The organism is Bacillus sp. SH7-1 (assembly GCF_008042405.1).
Lineage (GTDB): Bacteria > Bacillota > Bacilli > Bacillales > Bacillaceae_G > Bacillus_A > Bacillus_A thuringiensis_N.
In genome coordinates this window covers 235,913-252,755 of sequence record NZ_QNUD01000009.1, presented here as the reverse complement: position 1 = coordinate 252,755, position 16,843 = coordinate 235,913, and the positions used below count along the sequence as shown (strand labels likewise).

Genomic DNA, 16,843 nt, shown 5'->3' with positions numbered 1-16,843 from the left:
GAAAATATGATATAGTGAAAAGAGTACGGTACACACAAAAAAGGAAAGAAAAGGATTTGTGTATATCTCAATTTTATGTTTTGTGCAGGAGGTATATCGATTGAAGAAATTATTGCGTATCGTAATGATTACATTTTTAATTTTAGCTGTTGATTTATACGGGAAATTACTCGTTTCACAATATATATTAACCCCATCTCAATCAAAGCAAGAAAATAAAATTGTGAAAAAGAAAAAACAAGTAAATGAAGACTCTTCCGATACTGTTTTAAATATGATTGGTGGGGACTCTGAAAATTTATTAGCAAAGTGGGGCGAACCTTCTCGAATAGAGCCATCTGCTTACGGATATGAATGGTGGGTATACAGTCAAGATTTAGCTCAGTATGTTCAATTTGGGGTTGCTGAACGTAAAGTTGTAACGGCGTATGTTGCTGGTGAGCAAGTTAAGGTGCCGCCTTATTATATAAATGAAAAGTATGAAGACGTGTATAAAAAGAATCCACTTTCTCATGAGATTTCGTTGAAAAGAGGGAAAAATAGTTATCAATTTGAGTTATCTGATACCGAAGTGATGGAACAACCATTAATACCTGTAGAAGATGGCTGGGCACAATTATATTTTGATCATTTTACACATGAGCTTGTTGGTGTTCGTTATATGGATGACGAAACATTATTACGTCAAAGACCGTATCAGCTTGTTTATTCGGGGGAATTACTAGCAGAACAACCATTGACTCCAGATAAAATGAAACAAATAGAGAATGGGAATATGCAGCAAATTTTTGATTTAACGAATATTATTCGAAGTCGTCATAAGTTACCATTGTTAGCTTGGGATCAACAAACAGCGGATGTGGCTATTGGTCATAGTAAAGATATGAAGGATAATAATTACTTTTCACACGATTCACCTACATTAGGTACGTTAGGAGATCGTTTACAGCGTGGGAAAGTAGGATTTCAACTTGCTGGTGAGAATATAGCAGCGCAACATAGTGATGGAATTGCAGCGTTGCAAGGCTGGTTAAATAGTGAGGGGCATAGAAAGAATTTATTGAATGAACAATTTACAGGGTTAGGTGTTGGGGTATACGATAAGTTTTATACACAAAACTTTATTCGAAAGTAAATTGAGATTGTAAGTTGAGATTGTAAGTTGTGAAAGGGACACCTCCCGGATAATGACTTCATATTCAATGAATTGTAGGGGGGAATCTGCCCCTATGCAAATAGTAGGATAAAAAGGTGCATGAATCGTCTAAAAATAGGCGAACCATGCGCCTTTTTTTTCTTATTATATAGTAGATATACATGAAGAGGTGAGGATTATGCCAACAACAAAAGGACCGTTACATCCATCGGTTCAACAGTTTAAAGAGTTTGTAAACCATCACCCTAAAATGGTTCATGAGGTTAGAAGTGGTCACAAAACTTGGCAACAGTTTTATGAGGAATGGTACTTACTTGGTGAGGAAGATCCGATATGGGCAAATTTTAGACCTGATGGAGCGCCTGCTTTTTCTTCAGTAAAAGAAAATAAAAAAGAAAAAGAAAAAGATAATCGAACTGAAGAGGAAAAAACTGCTGATGTGATGGGACAAATGCTTTCTTTCTTTAAAAAGCTAGATGTGGAACAAATGCAACATCATTTAGCCAATGTGACGAGTGCTATTGGTAGTGTGCAACAAGTTATTCAACAATTTCAAGGAAACCGCACACAGCAAGAAGAGAGTACTACCGAAAATAATCCATTTTTCTTTCAGAAGGATTAGGGGGAAAGAGGATGAGAGCAGAAATTATGGAGTTTATAAAGGCTGATGAGGATTTATCTCGCTATATTAGGGAGCAACCGTATTGGTATAGAAAACTAACGCGAAACCCTGAAGAAAAAGAGGCATTTGAGTTAGCGGCTATGCAACATTTCAAAAAAACGATACCAGATAAAGTTGAGAAATTTCAAAATCAATTGGCAGTTGCTTCCATTATGATTGATATGTTTCAGTATATGAAGCAGCAAAATGCAACATAATTGGAAGGGAAAACTATGTCCGTCATGCAGAACTTTTGATACAATAGAAGCGGATTATTTAAAAAGGAGTTGCAGCATGAGCATGACGGAAATTTGTTTAGTACGACATGGACAAACTGATTGGAATTTTCAAGAGATTATTCAGGGACGTGAAGATATTCCGCTTAACGAAGTGGGGAAGAAGCAAGCAAGTCAAAGTGCAGCTGCTTTGCAAGCGGAGGCATGGGATATCATTATAAGTAGCCCATTAATTAGAGCGCAAGAAACAGCTAAGGAAATTGCAGGGGCAACTGGATTACAATCAATTTTATTAGATGAGCGATTTGTTGAACGTAATTTTGGTGAAGCTTCTGGGAAGCCGGTTGCGACTGTTAGGGAATTAATTGCAGAAGGTAAAGTAGAAGGTATGGAGCAAGATGAAGAGATTGTAGCTCGTTGTTTTGCTGCGGTAAAAGATGTTGCAGAAACTCATTCTGGCAAACGTATTATCATTGTAGCCCATTCACATGCGATAAAAGCAATTTTACATGCAATTGCACCAGAAGATATTACGTTTAAAACACCGTTAAAAAACGCCTGTATTAGTTATGTGAACGAAAATAGTGGGAAATGGGATGTCCTTAAATATAATATTGCGGAACATATTAATGTATAAGTGTGTGCTCACATTATATAAAAATAGTTAGAATGATATCTTTCTATTTAGTGAGACACTTCAATTAGTAGTTCTATTCTAAATGTGGTATGATGAGTACTCGGAGGTGTCTCTCATGATTGTAGCGACGCTAGAAAGCGTATTAATATTAGATAAGGCAGAGCAGCTTGCAAAAGCGATCATCTGTTCAGATATAGCAGAAGATTATCGTAAGTGTTATAAAGAATTGCATGAAGATATGGAAGTTCAGACGTTAATTCAGCAATTTACAGCGATGAAAGAACGATATGAAGAAGTACAACGTTTCGGTAAATACCATCCTGACTATACTTTCGTTTCGACGAAAATGAGGGAGTTAAAGCGTTCTGTAGACTTACACGATAAGATTGCAGCTTTTAAACGAGTAGAAACGGCTTTGCAAAAGTTGTTAGATGAAGTTAGTGTAGCAATCGGTTCTGAGGTGTCTTCTTCCATCAAAGTTCCAACAGGAAATCCATTTTTTGATGCTGGTGGCTGTGGTGGCGGTTGTGGTACCGGCGGAGGTTGCGGCTGTAAAAAAACGGGGTAATTTACCCCGTTTTTTAGAAGATAGAAGAAAACGTATACAGAGTTTGTCCTGTAATGTCATAAATTTCTGATTGGTTTTCATGAAATATAAAATATATGTTTTTAAAAGGAGAAGATGGAGAAGATTATGTTCGGGCAACGACAAAGTATGATTGTTTATTTACATTCATTGAAACATGCCAAGATTTTAAGGAAATATGGTAACATACATTACATATCAAAACGCTTAAAATACGCAGTAGTATATTGTGATATGGAACAAATTGAGCATATGATGCAAAAGTTGAATAAACTTCCTTTTGTGAAAAAGATAGAACAGTCGTACCGCCCGTATTTAAAAACGGAATTTGAAAATTCACGTCCTGATCGGGCGAAGGAATACGATTATAGCTAATAGAAAAAATCCCCTGCTAATTTTAGTGGGGGATTTTTCATTTGAAATAACACTTTATTTCATTGGAGGAATGAAATTATTCATTCGTAAAATACCAATTAAATGGTTGAAAAACAGTTCTTTTTCTGGGAAAGTTGTGGATGGTTTTACCGTAAAGGTAGTTACTTTTTTTCCTAGTTGTTCTGCCGTTTCTTCAAATAAAATGACGCGTTTACTTTTTTTATTTTCAAGTACAGGAATGCCTTCACGACATATGTATAATGGTTGGAAATCACCAGTAGTAGTTGGTTTTAATATTACAACAAGTGAGCACACTTTTTTTTCATTTTTAATCGTTTCAAATTGTAACATATGTGCTATACGTTCTTGATTTGCTTTGGCAATTTCAAGTAATTCATATAAATCAGAGTAGCCTTCTCCGAGTTCTATAAAGCGTTGAATCATATTTTTTCCTCCTCTTTCTTTTACTGTATCATCTCGCTTTTTAAATGAAAAGTAGACAAATAAAAAAAACCCTGCAAAGCAGGGCCCTTCTTATACTAGCATATACTAGTAAGAAGGCAAAGGGAGAGGAGAAACCGGAGGAAGAACTTATGGGGAAACGTAAGTCTTCTCCGCGGTTGGCAACAACATCGAAGGTGATGTTGTTATAATTATTTATGTCCAATCTAAATAAAGATATACATTATGAAATTAAATTTTATGTTGGGCTTTTTATTTTTCTTTTTTTTATTTTATGATAGGATAAAAAAGGTAAAGTGAAACTTTAATCGACGGGGTATTCCTTGCTGATTATTAGCCTTCACCAATTGGGCGTTAACGCGGGATAAAGTGAAACGAATATACATAATGGATTCGTGTTAGCGAATGGTGAGATGAATACATAAAAATGCAGAGTGGTTATTTTAAGCTAAGTTCTCTTAGTGTTCGTTGAAAGATGAACAGACTAGTATAGTTTGGTAGCGGTTACTGAATAGAGAAGGGTTTTCTATAATTGCTCGTTAGATTGAAATAAAGGTAGTGACAACAGATGAGAGTAGTTTCAGGAAAATGTAAAGGGCACCCACTTAAAGCGGTGCCAGGTAATACAACACGTCCAACGACAGATAAAGTAAAAGAATCAATTTTTAATATGATAGGTCCTTATTTTGATGGTGGTATTGCTCTTGATTTATTTGGCGGTAGTGGTGGTCTTGGAATCGAGGCTATAAGTAGAGGGATTGATAAAGCAATTTTTGTTGATCGAGATAATAAAGCAATAAAAGTCATTCATCAAAATTTAGAAAGTTGCAGAATAAAGGAACAAGCTGAAGTATATCGAAATGATGCTGAGCGTGCGGTCAAAGCACTCATAAAGCGTGAAATGTCATTCGACCTTATACTAATAGATCCTCCATATAAAGATCAAAAAATTGTATCTTTAATTAGTGTTATAGATCAACATGGATTGCTACATAGAGATGGATTAATTATGTCAGAGCATGGTAATGATGTGGTTTTACCTGATTCTATAGGGGATCTTGTAAAAGTAAGAGCTGAAAACTATGGGATTACAGCAATATCGATTTATAAGTATGAAGGTGAGGAGACAGAATGACAAGTATAGCTATTTCTTCAGGGAGTTTTGATCCAATTACCCTTGGGCATCTGGATATTATTAAAAGGGGAGCGAAAGTGTTTGATGAAGTGTACGTAGTCGTTTTAAACAATTCATCAAAAAAACCGTTCTTTTCAGTTGAAGAACGCCTAGATTTAATTCGTGAAGCAACAAAGGATATCCCAAATGTAAAAGTGGATTCGCATAGCGGATTATTAGTGGAGTATGCAAAAATGCGTAATGCCAATGCAATTTTACGTGGTTTACGAGCGGTTTCTGATTTTGAATATGAGATGCAGATTACTTCTATGAATCGAAAATTAGATGAAAACATTGAAACCTTCTTTATTATGACAAACAACCAATATTCATTTTTAAGCTCAAGCATTGTGAAAGAAGTTGCGAGATATGGAGGAAGCGTGGTAGATCTTGTGCCTCCTGTTGTAGAACGTGCTTTAAAAGAAAAGTTTCAAACCCCGTTAAAGTGAACGGGGTTTTTCTTTGTGGCTCCGAAAAAATAATAAGATAACATATACATATAAACAAAATAATGTAAATATCGGTCCATAGTGTACAAAAGATGTCCAAATTTCATGCAGTATAGAAGAGTGATTCGATAAAAAGACGGGGATATCTTTTTGCATAGGTGAAAAAGAGCTTACTTTTTCATAAAATGGTTTCCAAAATATAAAAGTAAAAATAGGGGCAAGAATACTTTGGATAATTCGTGCGAAAAAATAGGGCTTAAATCTGATGTCTGTTTCAGCTAATATGCTAGCAACTTGTGCCTGAATAGAAAGGCCGCTAAATGCTAAAATAAAGCTTGTTACCATAGCTTGATGCAGGAGGGGTATTGCATTTATTTGACTAATCATTTGGCTTCCGAGAGTCATTTCAAAAATGCCAGATAATATCGGAATACTAAATTCGGTAGTTAGTTGGAAGAATGATAAAATATGTTGCATAATAAAAGAGAGGGCTGCTGTAATATGAAATACAGTAATCATTTTATTTAAAACAGAGAATAAAATAATAAATCCACCAATCATAAGTAGTGTTTGAATAGAAGAAACGATAGCGTCCCCCAGTAATTTTCCTATTGGTCTCTTTTCTAGCATGCGCGTCTCGTGTAGGATTGAAAAAGGGTTTTGAAAAGGGCGTTTTTTAGTAGTATGTTGATCATTCTTGGGAATGTTTTTACTGCCGTAAAAACGCATTAGTAACCCGACGGCAAAATTACTTAAATAATGTGCAGCAGCTAATACGATTCCTAATTTCGGATTATTGAAAAAACCGATAGAAACAGCTCCGAAAATAAAAAGTGGATTAGATGAGTTTGTAAAAGATACGAGACGCTCTGCTTCGATTTGTGTTAGTTGATTGCTTTTGCGTAGTCTAGCGCTTAATTTGGCGCCAGCAGGGAATCCTGAAGCCATTCCCATTGCCCAAACGAATCCACCTATCCCTGGAACGCGAAACAGTGGCCGCATGAGTGGTTCTAATATAACGCCTATAAATTTTACAACACCAATACTAATAAGAAGTTCCGCAATGATGAAAAAAGGTAAAAGTGAAGGGAATACAACTTCCCACCATATATTTAACCCTCGAATGGAAGCTTGTAAAGCAGCTTGGGGGTGAAGTACAAGAGAAAAGGTTAAAAAAAGTGTTGATATGGTAAGGAAAGCCGTTTTCCATTTTTCATACATGTAAGTAAATCCCCCTTTGTCCCAAAAAACGTTCATTTCAGTATACGTGGATACGTAGTGAATTTAGACCATAAGTATGAAAAAGGAATGAAAAAAATTAAAGGGTGAGAAAAATGACAGAACCGAAAATTGGCTTAGCTCTTGGATCTGGGGGCGCAAAAGGGTTTGCTCATATTGGTGTTATAAAAGTTTTAAGGGAAAATGGTATACCGATTCATATGATTGCAGGAAGTAGTATGGGGGCTTTAGTAGGTACATTTTATGCAGCGAGCTCAAACGTTGAAAGATTGTATAAACTGGCAAATGTTTTTAAGAGGAAATATTATTTAGATTTTACGGTTCCGAAAATGGGATTTATAGCTGGAAAACGTGTCAAAGATATGATTAAAATGTTTACATATAATAAAAATTTAGAAGAGTTAGATATCCCGACGGCTGTTGTGGCTACTGACATATTGAAGGGGGAAAAAGTGGTTTTTACAAGTGGGCCAGTTGCAGATGCGGTGAGGGCTAGCATATCTGTTCCTGGAGTGTTTGTACCAGAGAAAATAGATGGACGGTTATTGGTGGATGGCGGAGTGATTGATCGCATTCCGGTATCGGTTGTGAAAGAGTTAGGTGCCGATATTGTCATTGCTGTTGATGTATCACCGATTGAAGTAAATGGAGAGGTTACGTCTATTTATGACGTGATTATGCAGAGTATTGAAATTATGCAACATGAGCTTGTGATGAATCGACAAATTGCATCTGATTTAATGATGCGACCAGCTGTAGAACAATTTAGTTCGCGTGCTTTTACAAACATTGAAGACATTATTCGAGTTGGAGAGGTAGAAGCGGAAAAACATGTTGCAAATATCTATTTATTAATTGAGCAGTGGAAGGAGAAACATAATGTTTAAACGTTTTCGGTTTATATATGCAATTTTAATAGGGGTTATATTGGCGATGTTACTTGTTTATGTACGTTTACCGTATTATGTAACAAAACCAGGAATGGCTGCCAAATTAGAGCCTTACGTTCAAGTTGAGGGGGGAACAAAAGAATCTGGTGATTTTATGCTTGTTACGGTTTCGATGGGACCGGCAAATGTAGTGAATTTAATAGCGGCACAGTTTAATAAATATACACATATTTCGAAAGCGGAAGAAATATTGCAAAAAGGTGAGAGTGATGAAGAATATCAATTTCGCCAAAATTATGCGATGAAAGATTCGCAAAATGCAGCAATCTATAATGCTTATAAACGTGCAAATCGTACGGTTTCTTTTGAAAATCAAGGTGTATTGGTTGCTGGTGTAGCGAAAGGAATGCCGTCAGAAGGGAAGCTTAAACTTGGAGATGTCATCATAGCTGTCGATGGAAAAACATTTGAAAAGACGGAGCAATTTATTGAATATATGACAGGGAAAAAAGAAGGAGACACAGTAAATATTGAGTACAAGAGGAATGGAAAACAATTAAAAGAAAGTTTAAATGTAAAGACCATTCCGAATGGAAATGGACGTGTTGGTATAGGTGTTTCTATCGTTACGGAAAGAGAATTAGTGGTAGATCCGAAAGTGAAAATTGATTCTCATGAAATAGGTGGACCATCGGCAGGTCTAATGTTTACATTAGAAATATATAATCAACTTGTGGAAGAGGATTTAACAAAAGGGCATGAAATAGCTGGAACAGGTACGATTAATGAAAAAGGAGAAATTGGCCCGATTGGTGGTATTCAACAAAAAGTAGTTGCTGCAAGTGATGCTGGTGCTGAAGTGTTCTTTGCACCAAATGAAAAAGGTGCGGAGAAATCGAATTATAAAGATGCACTTGAGGCTGCGAAAGATATTAAAACAAAAATGAAAGTTGTGCCAGTTGATACACTGGATGATGCATTAATGTATTTGGAAAAAATGGGTGAGAAAAAATAAACCTCTCTGAAAAAGAGAGGTTTTTTTATAGGAATTTTGCAGTTGTTTCATCATAACGAATTGGATGGTGTGTTGCATCTTGTTTTAGTAGTTGTGTTCGTAATGGTTCTTGCATGATGGAGAAATATACAGAATTGGCTTTTCGCTCTATGTGTAAAGTAGGATGGTCAAATGTTTTTGTATGGGTAAGGATTGGAAGCTCTATTTGTTTCTTGTTTTTTGAAAGGTAAGTTTGTCCTTTTTGTGACATGCCTAGTAGACGGATGTACGGTGCATGTTGCTCTATATTTGCGCTATGTATTTCTTCTTTTGTTGTATTTGTTAAAATATGTGTACAAGCTCTTTGTAATCTAGTCCACGTATAACGCTTCGTTTTTAATGATTCCATGAATGAATGGAAGGAGGAACTGGTTTGTATTTTTGATAAAATACGATGCTCTAAACCCTCCTCAATTTCATATATATGTCGTAAGTCCTGTGGAGACATCGTCATGAGTTTGTATTTAAAAAATGAAAAGTATTGTTCCCAATTATGTAATGTCCCGTAGTTTTGTTTATAACTTGCTAAAAGAGAAGCAGTCGCTGTTGGGATAAAAGGCTCAATTTCTGTAAAGGAACTATTTTCGCTAAAAAGTTGTTTGCGAATACTTGTTGCGCTTGCAATATGTTGGTCATTAAATGTTTCATCATGATAATGAGATGCGAATCTTTTTATCGTTTGTGCTTGCATAGAACTATTTTGCGTCAGTATTGCTTTTATGTATTGGAAGCCTAAAATGTTATTTGGTTGTGAAATGTCTATATTTTTTTCAGAAGATAAGATGTGTAGGAAAGCTTCAGATGTAGCTTTTGCGTAACTATTACCTGCGTTCATAAATTGCTTTACAAGACGATTAAAAGTCTCTTCTTCATTTTTTTGCACAGAGATGGTGTTATAAAAATTTTCGATTTGTCCATCTTCACTGCCGAAACAAATTTCAGAAACGTGTAGGGCATTTAAAATAGAAATAGCGCCATTTGCAAAGGTTTCAGCCTTTTGCGTTGAAAAGGCATACGGAAGCTCTACAACGAGGTCTACACCGCATGCTAAGGCCATTTTGGTGCGATACCATTTGGATACGAGTGCCGGCTCACCACGTTGTAAAAAAGGGCCACTCATAACAGCGATTGTAATATCAGAGTGTGTTAACTTTTTTGTTTGTTGCACATGATAATCATGACCGTTATGAAAAGGGTTATATTCAACAACAATACCACTGGCTTTTATGGGAATCTCTCCTTTCGATGTAGCATCTTTTTGGAAAACGTGATACTCTATATATTATTTACTATGATGACTTCATTATAGTGTAAAGAAAAAACATTGACAAATATAAAATGGCTAGCTATAATTTTGTTTGTTGCCTTGAGGTGATATGATATGAAATGGTCCATCCATCAATTGAATAAATTGAGAAATAAAGGATTGACATTGGATGAGATGGTAGATGTAAGTGAGCTAAAAGAGGTCGAGAAAGATATTCGTGAAATTAATCCTGTTCATGTAACAGGAAGAGTTGATTTTGGCTCCGGTAAGTTTACGTTCCATCTACATATAACTGGAAGCATGGTTTTACCATGTTCTCGCTCTTTAGTAGATGTGACATTACCATTTGACATTAAAACAACTGAGGTGTTCCAAACTTCACAAGAAGAATTTGAAACTGAAGCTGAAATTCATTGTTTAGAAGGAGAAGTACTTGACTTACTGCCCGTAATCAAGGAAAATATACTTTTGGAGATTCCAATGCAAATTTTCAGTGATGATGTTTCTGGTGGAGCACCGATGCAAGGTCAAGACTGGCAAGTGATTTCGGAAGAAAACAAAGAAAAGCCTGTTGATCCAAGGTTGGCAGGACTTGCAAAGTTTTTTGACAAATAATCGGAAGACTGGTTCAGGCCTTCATATGAAAATAACTATTTCTTTTAAGGAGGTGGGAAGAATGGCTGTACCTTTTAGAAGAACTTCTAAAACAGTAAAAAGAAAGCGTCGTACGCATTTCAAATTATCAGTACCTGGTATGGTAGAGTGCCCAAGCTGTGGTGAAGCGAAATTAGCTCACCGTGTATGTAAAGCATGCGGTACTTACAAAGGTAAAGAAGTAATCAGCAAGTAATTGCGGGAAAATAAACGTAGAAGATATCTTCTACGTTTATTTTTTTTGTCTTATTCTTTATTTGTTGTATTCTATCTTTTCTAGTAACTGCATATGTTTAATAAAAAATGCATAGGGAGGACTAGAGATATGGCGACAACAAGACAAGATGCTTGGACTGATGATGAAGATTTGCTTCTGGCAGAAGTAGTACTCCGGCATATTCAAGAAGGTGGAACGCAATTATCTGCCTTTAAAGAAGTAGGAAGACATTTATCTCGTACACCAGCAGCATGCGGCTTTAGGTGGAATTCTTATGTTAGAAAGCAATACAAAGAACGTATTGAAGAAGCGAAGCAACTGCGTAAAGTAGAAAATTATGAAGTGAAAGAGACGAAGGTATTGGAGCCTGCGTCAATTACATTGAATGATGTTATTGATTTCTTGCAAAATTATAAAGATGAAAATTCTTTGATGGTGTTGCAACAGCAAATTGAATCGTTACAAACAGAGAAAGAACGTCTTTTGGAGCGATTATCAGTATATGAGGAAGAATATAGAACATTGCTTGATTATATTGATCAAAAAAGAAGTGTAATAGTAGCAGAAAGAAATAGCGCTCGGTCGAATGGGAAATTAGAGAAGTTAAAGAAATAAAAAAACAGCTGCGATGTAGCTGTTTTTTTTATTTCTTATGCAGATTCTTCATTTGTAACCGCATTCAAATTTGTTTCTGGTTGCCAAACATAAAAATCACCATCAGGCACTGATATAGGTTGGAAATTTAATTTATCCCAAAAACCAGCTGAATGAATACGTGCGATCGTTTTAATTGGGAACTGTAGTCCCTTCGCATAATTTACAAGCATTTCTCCGAATCCTTGTTTTTGGAAAGTTGGCAACACTTCAAGTTTATAGAGTTCTAGGTAAGTACCTGTAATTTCGAATGGTTCTCCGCCGTTCCTTTTCATATATAGACTCATACGTGCAATTAGTGATCCGCCATAATAAATACCGTAAAATGGAGATTCACTGTCGTTTTCAATAATATTTGCTTGTAATTCTTCTAACATGGATAGCTCTTGAGCTCCACAACCTTTAAATTTTTTAAACTCGTCTAATGTTTTATAATTGATGAGCAAGCGCTCAACTTTTGGGAATCCCATAACATCACATCCTTTTCTTATCTTGTTGAATGCAGAAAAGTAAAAATATTTATAATAATATTATAACTCATTTTTTTATTTTTATGAAGATGATAGTATATTTCTTTTATTATTTTTTTGAGGATTTGCTAAACTAAGAGTAGGAGCATATGAATAAGTAGTATATACATATTGGAAGAAGAGGTGGCATTTGTTTGTCAAAAAGTAAGGAAGTTATAAACTGTGTTAATGTAATTGAAGAGGATAAAGTGAAACTGTAATTGGTGTCGTTTGTTCATCTTTAGTTAAATATGATTCCGCACGAATCGGGTGATAGCGGAATAAAAGGGGAGGGGAAAAGGGACTCATGTATCGTGTTCAAATGAGTTCCTTGTGTGAAAATGAAAATCGGAGTTGTGGGACCAGGAGCTATCGGTCTATTGTATACATTTTATTTACAAAAAAGTAATCAAGATGTTACGTTGTTTACAAGGACAGCTAAGCAGGCTGAAGAATTAAATATAACGGGTGTAACTTGTATTAGGGAGGGGAAACGTGAAACGGTATTCCCGCAGGTATTGCCGATAGAAAGTATGCTAGACCAGCAGCTAGATTATATATTTATTGCTGTTAAGCAATATCATATAACTGACATACTACCTTTTGTGCGAGGGAAATCCTCATTAATCTTTTTGCAAAACGGGATGTCACACCTTCATGCTATGCAGAAAATAGAGAATGAAAATATTGCAGTTGGAATTGTGGAGCATGGTGCAAAAAAAGAAGAAAGACATACCGTTTATCATACAGGGATAGGTGTAACAAAGTTTGGAATCGTGCACGGCCGGTCTATACATTTTGAAAAAATATTTAATTGCTTTCCTTTTCCTCATTTTCCGATTCGAATAGAAGATGATTGGAAGGATGTTATGCACAAGAAATTAGTAGTTAATGTATGTATCAATCCATTGACGGCATTATTACAAGTCAAGAACGGAGAATTGATTACGAACCCGTTTTTTTATCAGATGATGGAGCAAGTATTCCACGAAGTCGTTTTTCTCGTTAAAGAAGAAAAAGAAATGGTATGGGAAATGGTACGTCATGTATGTGAAAAAACGTCTCATAATACATCATCTATGCTGGCAGATGTAAGAGCGAATAGACAAACAGAGATTGGTGCGATTGTTGGATATGTATTAGAAGAAGCTAAGAAACAACAACAATCCGTTCCGACACTTCAATTTTTATTCGATGCAATAAAAGGATTGGAAGTAAAAGTATAAGTGTAATTCTTTGCTTTTACGTGAAACATTGACTACAATGTGGATTGGTGAGAGAACAGGATACGAAAGGAAGAATTATATGGAGATAAAAGAAATCTCTGTTCCGCAACAAGGTGTTGTAGCGGACTATATGAACGGTAAAAAAGAGATACAGTCGTGTTTTGATTATATGTTAACAGAAGATGCTTTTAAACAGCGTGTACAAGATTTGCGTGAGAGGGAGTTTTTCCGCCAAGATTTAGTAGCGCATTTATTAGAATATAATACAAAATTACAAGCGGGAGAAGCTACAATTCAAAATGTAAAAGCGCTTGGAGATGAAAATACATATGTTGTTATAGCTGGACAACAAGCTGGGTTATTAACTGGACCGCTTTATACGATTCATAAAATTATTTCGGTTTTACAGCTTGCGAGGGAAAAGGAAGAAAGTTTAGGTGTTAAAGTTGTTCCTGTTTTCTGGATTGCTGGTGAAGACCATGATATGGATGAAATTAATCATACTTTTGTAACGAAGAATAAAAAAATAAAAAAGACTATTTTTCATGATCGTAATCCGAAAAAAGCGAGTGCTTCAGAGTCCGATCTTTCTCTGGAAGACTGTAGAAAGTGGATTGAAGAAATTTTCAAAACATACCCTGAAACGAATTTTACAAAGGATGTACTGCAATTTATTGATGATTCTTTGGGGAAATCGAATACGTATGTAGATTTCTTTGCTCATCTTATTATGCAAATGTTCGTGAATTCTGGTTTAATTCTTGTCGATTCGCATCATCCAGAATTAAGAAAACTAGAATTGCCGTTTTTCAAACAAATTGTAGGTAAGTATAAAGAAGTGCAAGAGGGGCTTCATAACCAACAGGAAGTAATTAAAGAATTAGGATATAAACCGATTATTGAAACGAAGTCTAATGCAGTGCATATATTCATGGAAATTGATAACGAGCGAGTGTTACTTGAAGACGATCAAGGGAAGTTTGTTGGGAAAGATGGAGCGTATTCCTTTTCGTATGAAGAATTGATTGAAGAGATGGAAAGAAGCCCGGAACGTTTTAGTAATAATGTTGTAACGCGCCCTCTTATGCAAGAGTATGTATTCCCTACGCTGGCGTTTATTGGAGGTCCGGGGGAATTAGCTTATTGGAGTGAATTGCAACAAGTCTTCCATACTATCGGTTTCCGAATGCCACCTGTCGTTCCACGTATTACAATCACTTATATAGAGAGAGATATAGCGACAGATTTACATGATTTACAATTGCAAGAGAGTGATCCGTTTGTAAATAACGTAGATAAGTTGCGTGAAAACTGGTTATCTAATCAAATAGAGGAACCGATAGATGAACGATTTGTAGAGGCGAAAAAAGAAATAATTGATATTCATACGTCATTACAACAGTTTGTGAAGAAAATAGATCCGGGGTTAAGTGGGTTTGCAGGGAAAAATGAATTCAAAATTAATGAACAAATAGAACTGTTGGAAAGAATGTTGAAAAGAAATATTGAGAAAAAACATGAAGTGCAGCTAAATAAATTCCGTCGCATACAATTTGCACTTCGTCCATTAGGAGCGCCGCAAGAGCGTGTGTGGAATGTATGTTACTATTTAAATCAGTTTGGTTTGGATTTCGTTGATCGTGTAATGGAAAACCCGTTTTCTTGGGACGGAAAACATCATGTTATAAAACTATAGAATCTTGCTCTTAGGAGCAGGATTTTATTTTTGTCCCGTTGAATTTACTGTGAAGTGAATTTTTTTCTGAATTATTAATTTTAAAACAATGGATATCGTAATTATGCAGGATACTTAAATATATGACAAAATAGCACAAAATGTAAACGTATTATTATCTTTTTCGACAGTTTTTTATTTAAATTCCCGCAAAAGATGATAAAATTTAGTATATAATAAAAGAAAATAGCGATTTGTATAGTATGCTGCCTTTGTAGGCAAGTTAAATGAGTCGTTCTTTCATAGTATTTCGTTCTCTAATCGTGAAATGTACGTTTAGGGGAGGAGATGCATTCAACATAATTAATTGGAAAAAGAGTAGGTGCAACAATGTTTAAACACGTAACAGTGCTTTTGAAGGAAACAGTAGACGGCTTAGATATAAAGCCAGATGGTACATATGTAGATTGTACACTGGGGGGAGGAGGACATAGTTCTTATTTATTATCCCAATTAACTGAAGGCGGAAAGTTAATCGCGTTTGATCAAGATGAAATAGCGATTCAAAATGCGAAAGAAAAATTCTCTTCATACGGTGAGCAGTTCATAACAGTAAAAAGTAATTTCCGTTATTTATCTGAGAAACTACACGAATTAGGCATAACAGAAGTAGACGGCATTTTATTTGATTTAGGTGTTTCATCCCCGCAATTAGATACACCAGAGCGTGGCTTTAGTTATCATCATGATGCACCGTTAGATATGCGGATGGATCAAGACGCCCCTTTAACAGCATATGATGTTGTAAATAGCTGGTCATATGAACAACTTGTAAGGATTTTCTTCCAGTATGGTGAAGAGAAATTTTCAAAACAAATAGCTAGGAAAATTGAAGCGTATCGTGAGAATAAAGCTATTGAAACGACAGCAGAATTAGTAGAACTAATTAAAGAGGGTATTCCAGCTCCTGCTCGTAGAACGGGTGGGCATCCTGCGAAGCGAGTGTTCCAGGCAATCCGTATTGCGGTAAATGATGAATTGAAAGTATTTGAAGAAGCGTTGGAATCTGCAATTGAGATGGTCAAGCCAGGCGGAAGAGTTAGTGTTATAACATTCCATTCTTTAGAAGACCGTATTTGCAAAACGACGTTTAAGCGAAATAGTACAACGCCACAATTGCCGCCAGGATTACCGATTATTCCTGATGAATTTAAGCCGAAATTAAAGCTTATTACAAGAAAACCGATTTTACCTTCTGATATAGAGTTAGAAGAAAATAATCGAGCGCGTTCTGCGAAATTGAGAATCGCTGAAAAACGATAAAAAGGGGAGAGAGGTATGAGTAACTTAGCTGTAAAGTACAAGCAACAAGCGCAAGAAGAGGTTCAGATTCAAACGCCCCCACAGCAGATGGTTCAGCCAAAAGCTAAAGCGAAGATTACAAGAATCGAAAAACTGTTGTATGTAGCGTTTATTGGCTTTTTATTGTATGCCTGTGTAGCGTTTATTGGAAATAAAGCAGGTCTTTATCAAGTTAATGTAGAAGCTGCGACAATAGAACAAAAAATTGTACAGCAGCAAAAAGAAAATCAAGAGTTACAGGCTGAAGTAGAGAAGTTAAGTCGTTATGAACGAATCTCTGAAGTTGCAAAAAAACACGGGCTAGAAATTAATGCGAATAATGTGAAAGGCCTCAAATAAGGCAATAGGTGTGAAGGGAAA

The 16,843-nt window shown here is 35.7% G+C and carries 21 protein-coding genes; 17 read left to right on the top strand and 4 right to left on the bottom strand.

Annotated features, from left to right (window positions below):
• Positions 1 to 100: 100 nt before the first annotated feature.
• The 6 genes from DN390_RS10210 (at position 101) to DN390_RS10185 (ending at position 3,651) form a co-directional block, all read left to right on the top strand.
• Entirely contained in the window at positions 101 to 1,135 is a 1,035-nt protein-coding gene (locus tag DN390_RS10210; protein ID WP_060632056.1) for a CAP domain-containing protein, read from the top strand.
• Between the two features lie 199 nt (positions 1,136 to 1,334).
• On the top strand, positions 1,335 to 1,778 hold the full coding sequence (ylbD, locus tag DN390_RS10205) for a YlbD family protein (RefSeq protein ID WP_147807292.1): 444 nt from the start codon (positions 1,335 to 1,337) through the stop codon (positions 1,776 to 1,778).
• 11 nt (positions 1,779 to 1,789) lie between these two features.
• A complete protein-coding gene (locus DN390_RS10200; RefSeq protein ID WP_001200990.1) occupies positions 1,790 to 2,035 on the top strand; it encodes a YlbE-like family protein in 246 nt (81 codons plus the stop codon).
• An 82-nt stretch (positions 2,036 to 2,117) separates the two neighbouring features.
• Entirely contained in the window at positions 2,118 to 2,690 is a 573-nt protein-coding gene (locus tag DN390_RS10195; protein ID WP_060633175.1) for a histidine phosphatase family protein, read from the top strand.
• A gap of 115 nt (positions 2,691 to 2,805) precedes the next feature.
• Entirely contained in the window at positions 2,806 to 3,258 is a 453-nt protein-coding gene (locus DN390_RS10190; protein WP_000634353.1) for a YlbF/YmcA family competence regulator, read from the top strand.
• A 126-nt stretch (positions 3,259 to 3,384) separates the two neighbouring features.
• Positions 3,385 to 3,651 carry a YlbG family protein gene (locus tag DN390_RS10185; RefSeq protein ID WP_002080814.1) on the top strand — a complete coding sequence of 89 codons (267 nt, stop codon included), beginning with the start codon at positions 3,385 to 3,387 and terminating at the stop codon, positions 3,649 to 3,651.
• Positions 3,652 to 3,705: 54 nt separating this feature from the next.
• On the opposite strand, the gene DN390_RS10180 is transcribed toward DN390_RS10185, so the two are convergent.
• Positions 3,706 to 4,095, bottom strand: a complete 390-nt coding sequence (locus DN390_RS10180) for a DUF7147 family protein (protein WP_001972633.1) — start codon at positions 4,093 to 4,095, stop codon at positions 3,706 to 3,708.
• Between the two features lie 586 nt (positions 4,096 to 4,681).
• Between DN390_RS10180 and rsmD the strand changes: the two genes are divergently transcribed.
• Both rsmD and coaD read left to right on the top strand, forming a co-directional pair.
• Positions 4,682 to 5,248: a 16S rRNA (guanine(966)-N(2))-methyltransferase RsmD gene (rsmD, locus tag DN390_RS10175; protein WP_097950723.1), complete on the top strand. Its 567-nt coding sequence runs from the start codon at positions 4,682 to 4,684 to the stop codon at positions 5,246 to 5,248.
• Complete coding sequence (coaD, locus tag DN390_RS10170) at positions 5,245 to 5,736, top strand: pantetheine-phosphate adenylyltransferase (RefSeq protein ID WP_000200598.1); 492 nt, start codon at positions 5,245 to 5,247, stop codon at positions 5,734 to 5,736. The genes rsmD and coaD overlap by 4 nt, the downstream gene beginning before the upstream one ends.
• On the opposite strand, the gene ylbJ is transcribed toward coaD, so the two are convergent.
• Positions 5,728 to 6,957, bottom strand: a complete 1,230-nt coding sequence (ylbJ, locus tag DN390_RS10165) for a sporulation integral membrane protein YlbJ (protein WP_147807291.1) — start codon at positions 6,955 to 6,957, stop codon at positions 5,728 to 5,730. The two genes, coaD and ylbJ, sit on opposite strands and share 9 nt — an antisense overlap.
• A 113-nt stretch (positions 6,958 to 7,070) precedes the next feature.
• Here ylbJ and DN390_RS10160 point away from each other — a divergent pair, with 113 nt between their 5' ends.
• The gene (locus DN390_RS10160; RefSeq protein WP_098264583.1) at positions 7,071 to 7,862 is read left to right on the top strand and encodes a patatin-like phospholipase family protein; all 792 of its coding nucleotides are present in this window, start codon (positions 7,071 to 7,073) and stop codon (positions 7,860 to 7,862) included.
• Positions 7,855 to 8,880, top strand: a complete 1,026-nt coding sequence (locus DN390_RS10155) for a SepM family pheromone-processing serine protease (protein ID WP_060632049.1) — start codon at positions 7,855 to 7,857, stop codon at positions 8,878 to 8,880. The genes DN390_RS10160 and DN390_RS10155 overlap by 8 nt, the downstream gene beginning before the upstream one ends.
• A 25-nt stretch (positions 8,881 to 8,905) precedes the next feature.
• On the opposite strand, the gene DN390_RS10150 is transcribed toward DN390_RS10155, so the two are convergent.
• Positions 8,906 to 10,147: a nucleotidyltransferase gene (locus DN390_RS10150; RefSeq protein ID WP_370513473.1), complete on the bottom strand. Its 1,242-nt coding sequence runs from the start codon at positions 10,145 to 10,147 to the stop codon at positions 8,906 to 8,908.
• 153 nt (positions 10,148 to 10,300) lie between these two features.
• On the opposite strand from DN390_RS10150, the gene DN390_RS10145 reads away from it, so the two are divergent.
• The 3 genes from DN390_RS10145 to DN390_RS10135 all read left to right on the top strand — a co-directional run bounded on the left by DN390_RS10145 (position 10,301) and on the right by DN390_RS10135 (position 11,672).
• Positions 10,301 to 10,801, top strand: a complete 501-nt coding sequence (locus DN390_RS10145) for a YceD family protein (RefSeq protein ID WP_048550548.1) — start codon at positions 10,301 to 10,303, stop codon at positions 10,799 to 10,801.
• 61 nt (positions 10,802 to 10,862) lie between these two features.
• Positions 10,863 to 11,036, top strand: a complete 174-nt coding sequence (rpmF, locus tag DN390_RS10140; RefSeq protein WP_001984764.1) for a 50S ribosomal protein L32 — start codon at positions 10,863 to 10,865, stop codon at positions 11,034 to 11,036.
• A gap of 129 nt (positions 11,037 to 11,165) precedes the next feature.
• Positions 11,166 to 11,672: an RsfA family transcriptional regulator gene (locus tag DN390_RS10135; protein WP_060632047.1), complete on the top strand. Its 507-nt coding sequence runs from the start codon at positions 11,166 to 11,168 to the stop codon at positions 11,670 to 11,672.
• A gap of 35 nt (positions 11,673 to 11,707) precedes the next feature.
• On the opposite strand, the gene DN390_RS10130 is transcribed toward DN390_RS10135, so the two are convergent.
• Positions 11,708 to 12,181, bottom strand: coding sequence for an N-acetyltransferase (locus DN390_RS10130; RefSeq protein WP_063221181.1), 474 nt, complete (start codon positions 12,179 to 12,181; stop codon positions 11,708 to 11,710).
• A 374-nt stretch (positions 12,182 to 12,555) separates the two neighbouring features.
• On the opposite strand from DN390_RS10130, the gene panE reads away from it, so the two are divergent.
• The 4 genes from panE to ftsL all read left to right on the top strand — a co-directional run bounded on the left by panE (position 12,556) and on the right by ftsL (position 16,822).
• Positions 12,556 to 13,446 carry a 2-dehydropantoate 2-reductase gene (panE, locus tag DN390_RS10125; protein ID WP_147807289.1) on the top strand — a complete coding sequence of 297 codons (891 nt, stop codon included), beginning with the start codon at positions 12,556 to 12,558 and terminating at the stop codon, positions 13,444 to 13,446.
• A gap of 79 nt (positions 13,447 to 13,525) precedes the next feature.
• Positions 13,526 to 15,142, top strand: coding sequence for a bacillithiol biosynthesis cysteine-adding enzyme BshC (bshC, locus tag DN390_RS10120; RefSeq protein ID WP_147807288.1), 1,617 nt, complete (start codon positions 13,526 to 13,528; stop codon positions 15,140 to 15,142).
• 369 nt (positions 15,143 to 15,511) lie between these two features.
• Positions 15,512 to 16,444, top strand: coding sequence for a 16S rRNA (cytosine(1402)-N(4))-methyltransferase RsmH (gene rsmH / locus DN390_RS10115; RefSeq protein WP_060632043.1), 933 nt, complete (start codon positions 15,512 to 15,514; stop codon positions 16,442 to 16,444).
• Positions 16,445 to 16,459: 15 nt separating this feature from the next.
• Complete coding sequence (gene ftsL, locus DN390_RS10110; protein WP_000067082.1) at positions 16,460 to 16,822, top strand: cell division protein FtsL; 363 nt, start codon at positions 16,460 to 16,462, stop codon at positions 16,820 to 16,822.
• Positions 16,823 to 16,843: the final 21 nt, after the last annotated feature.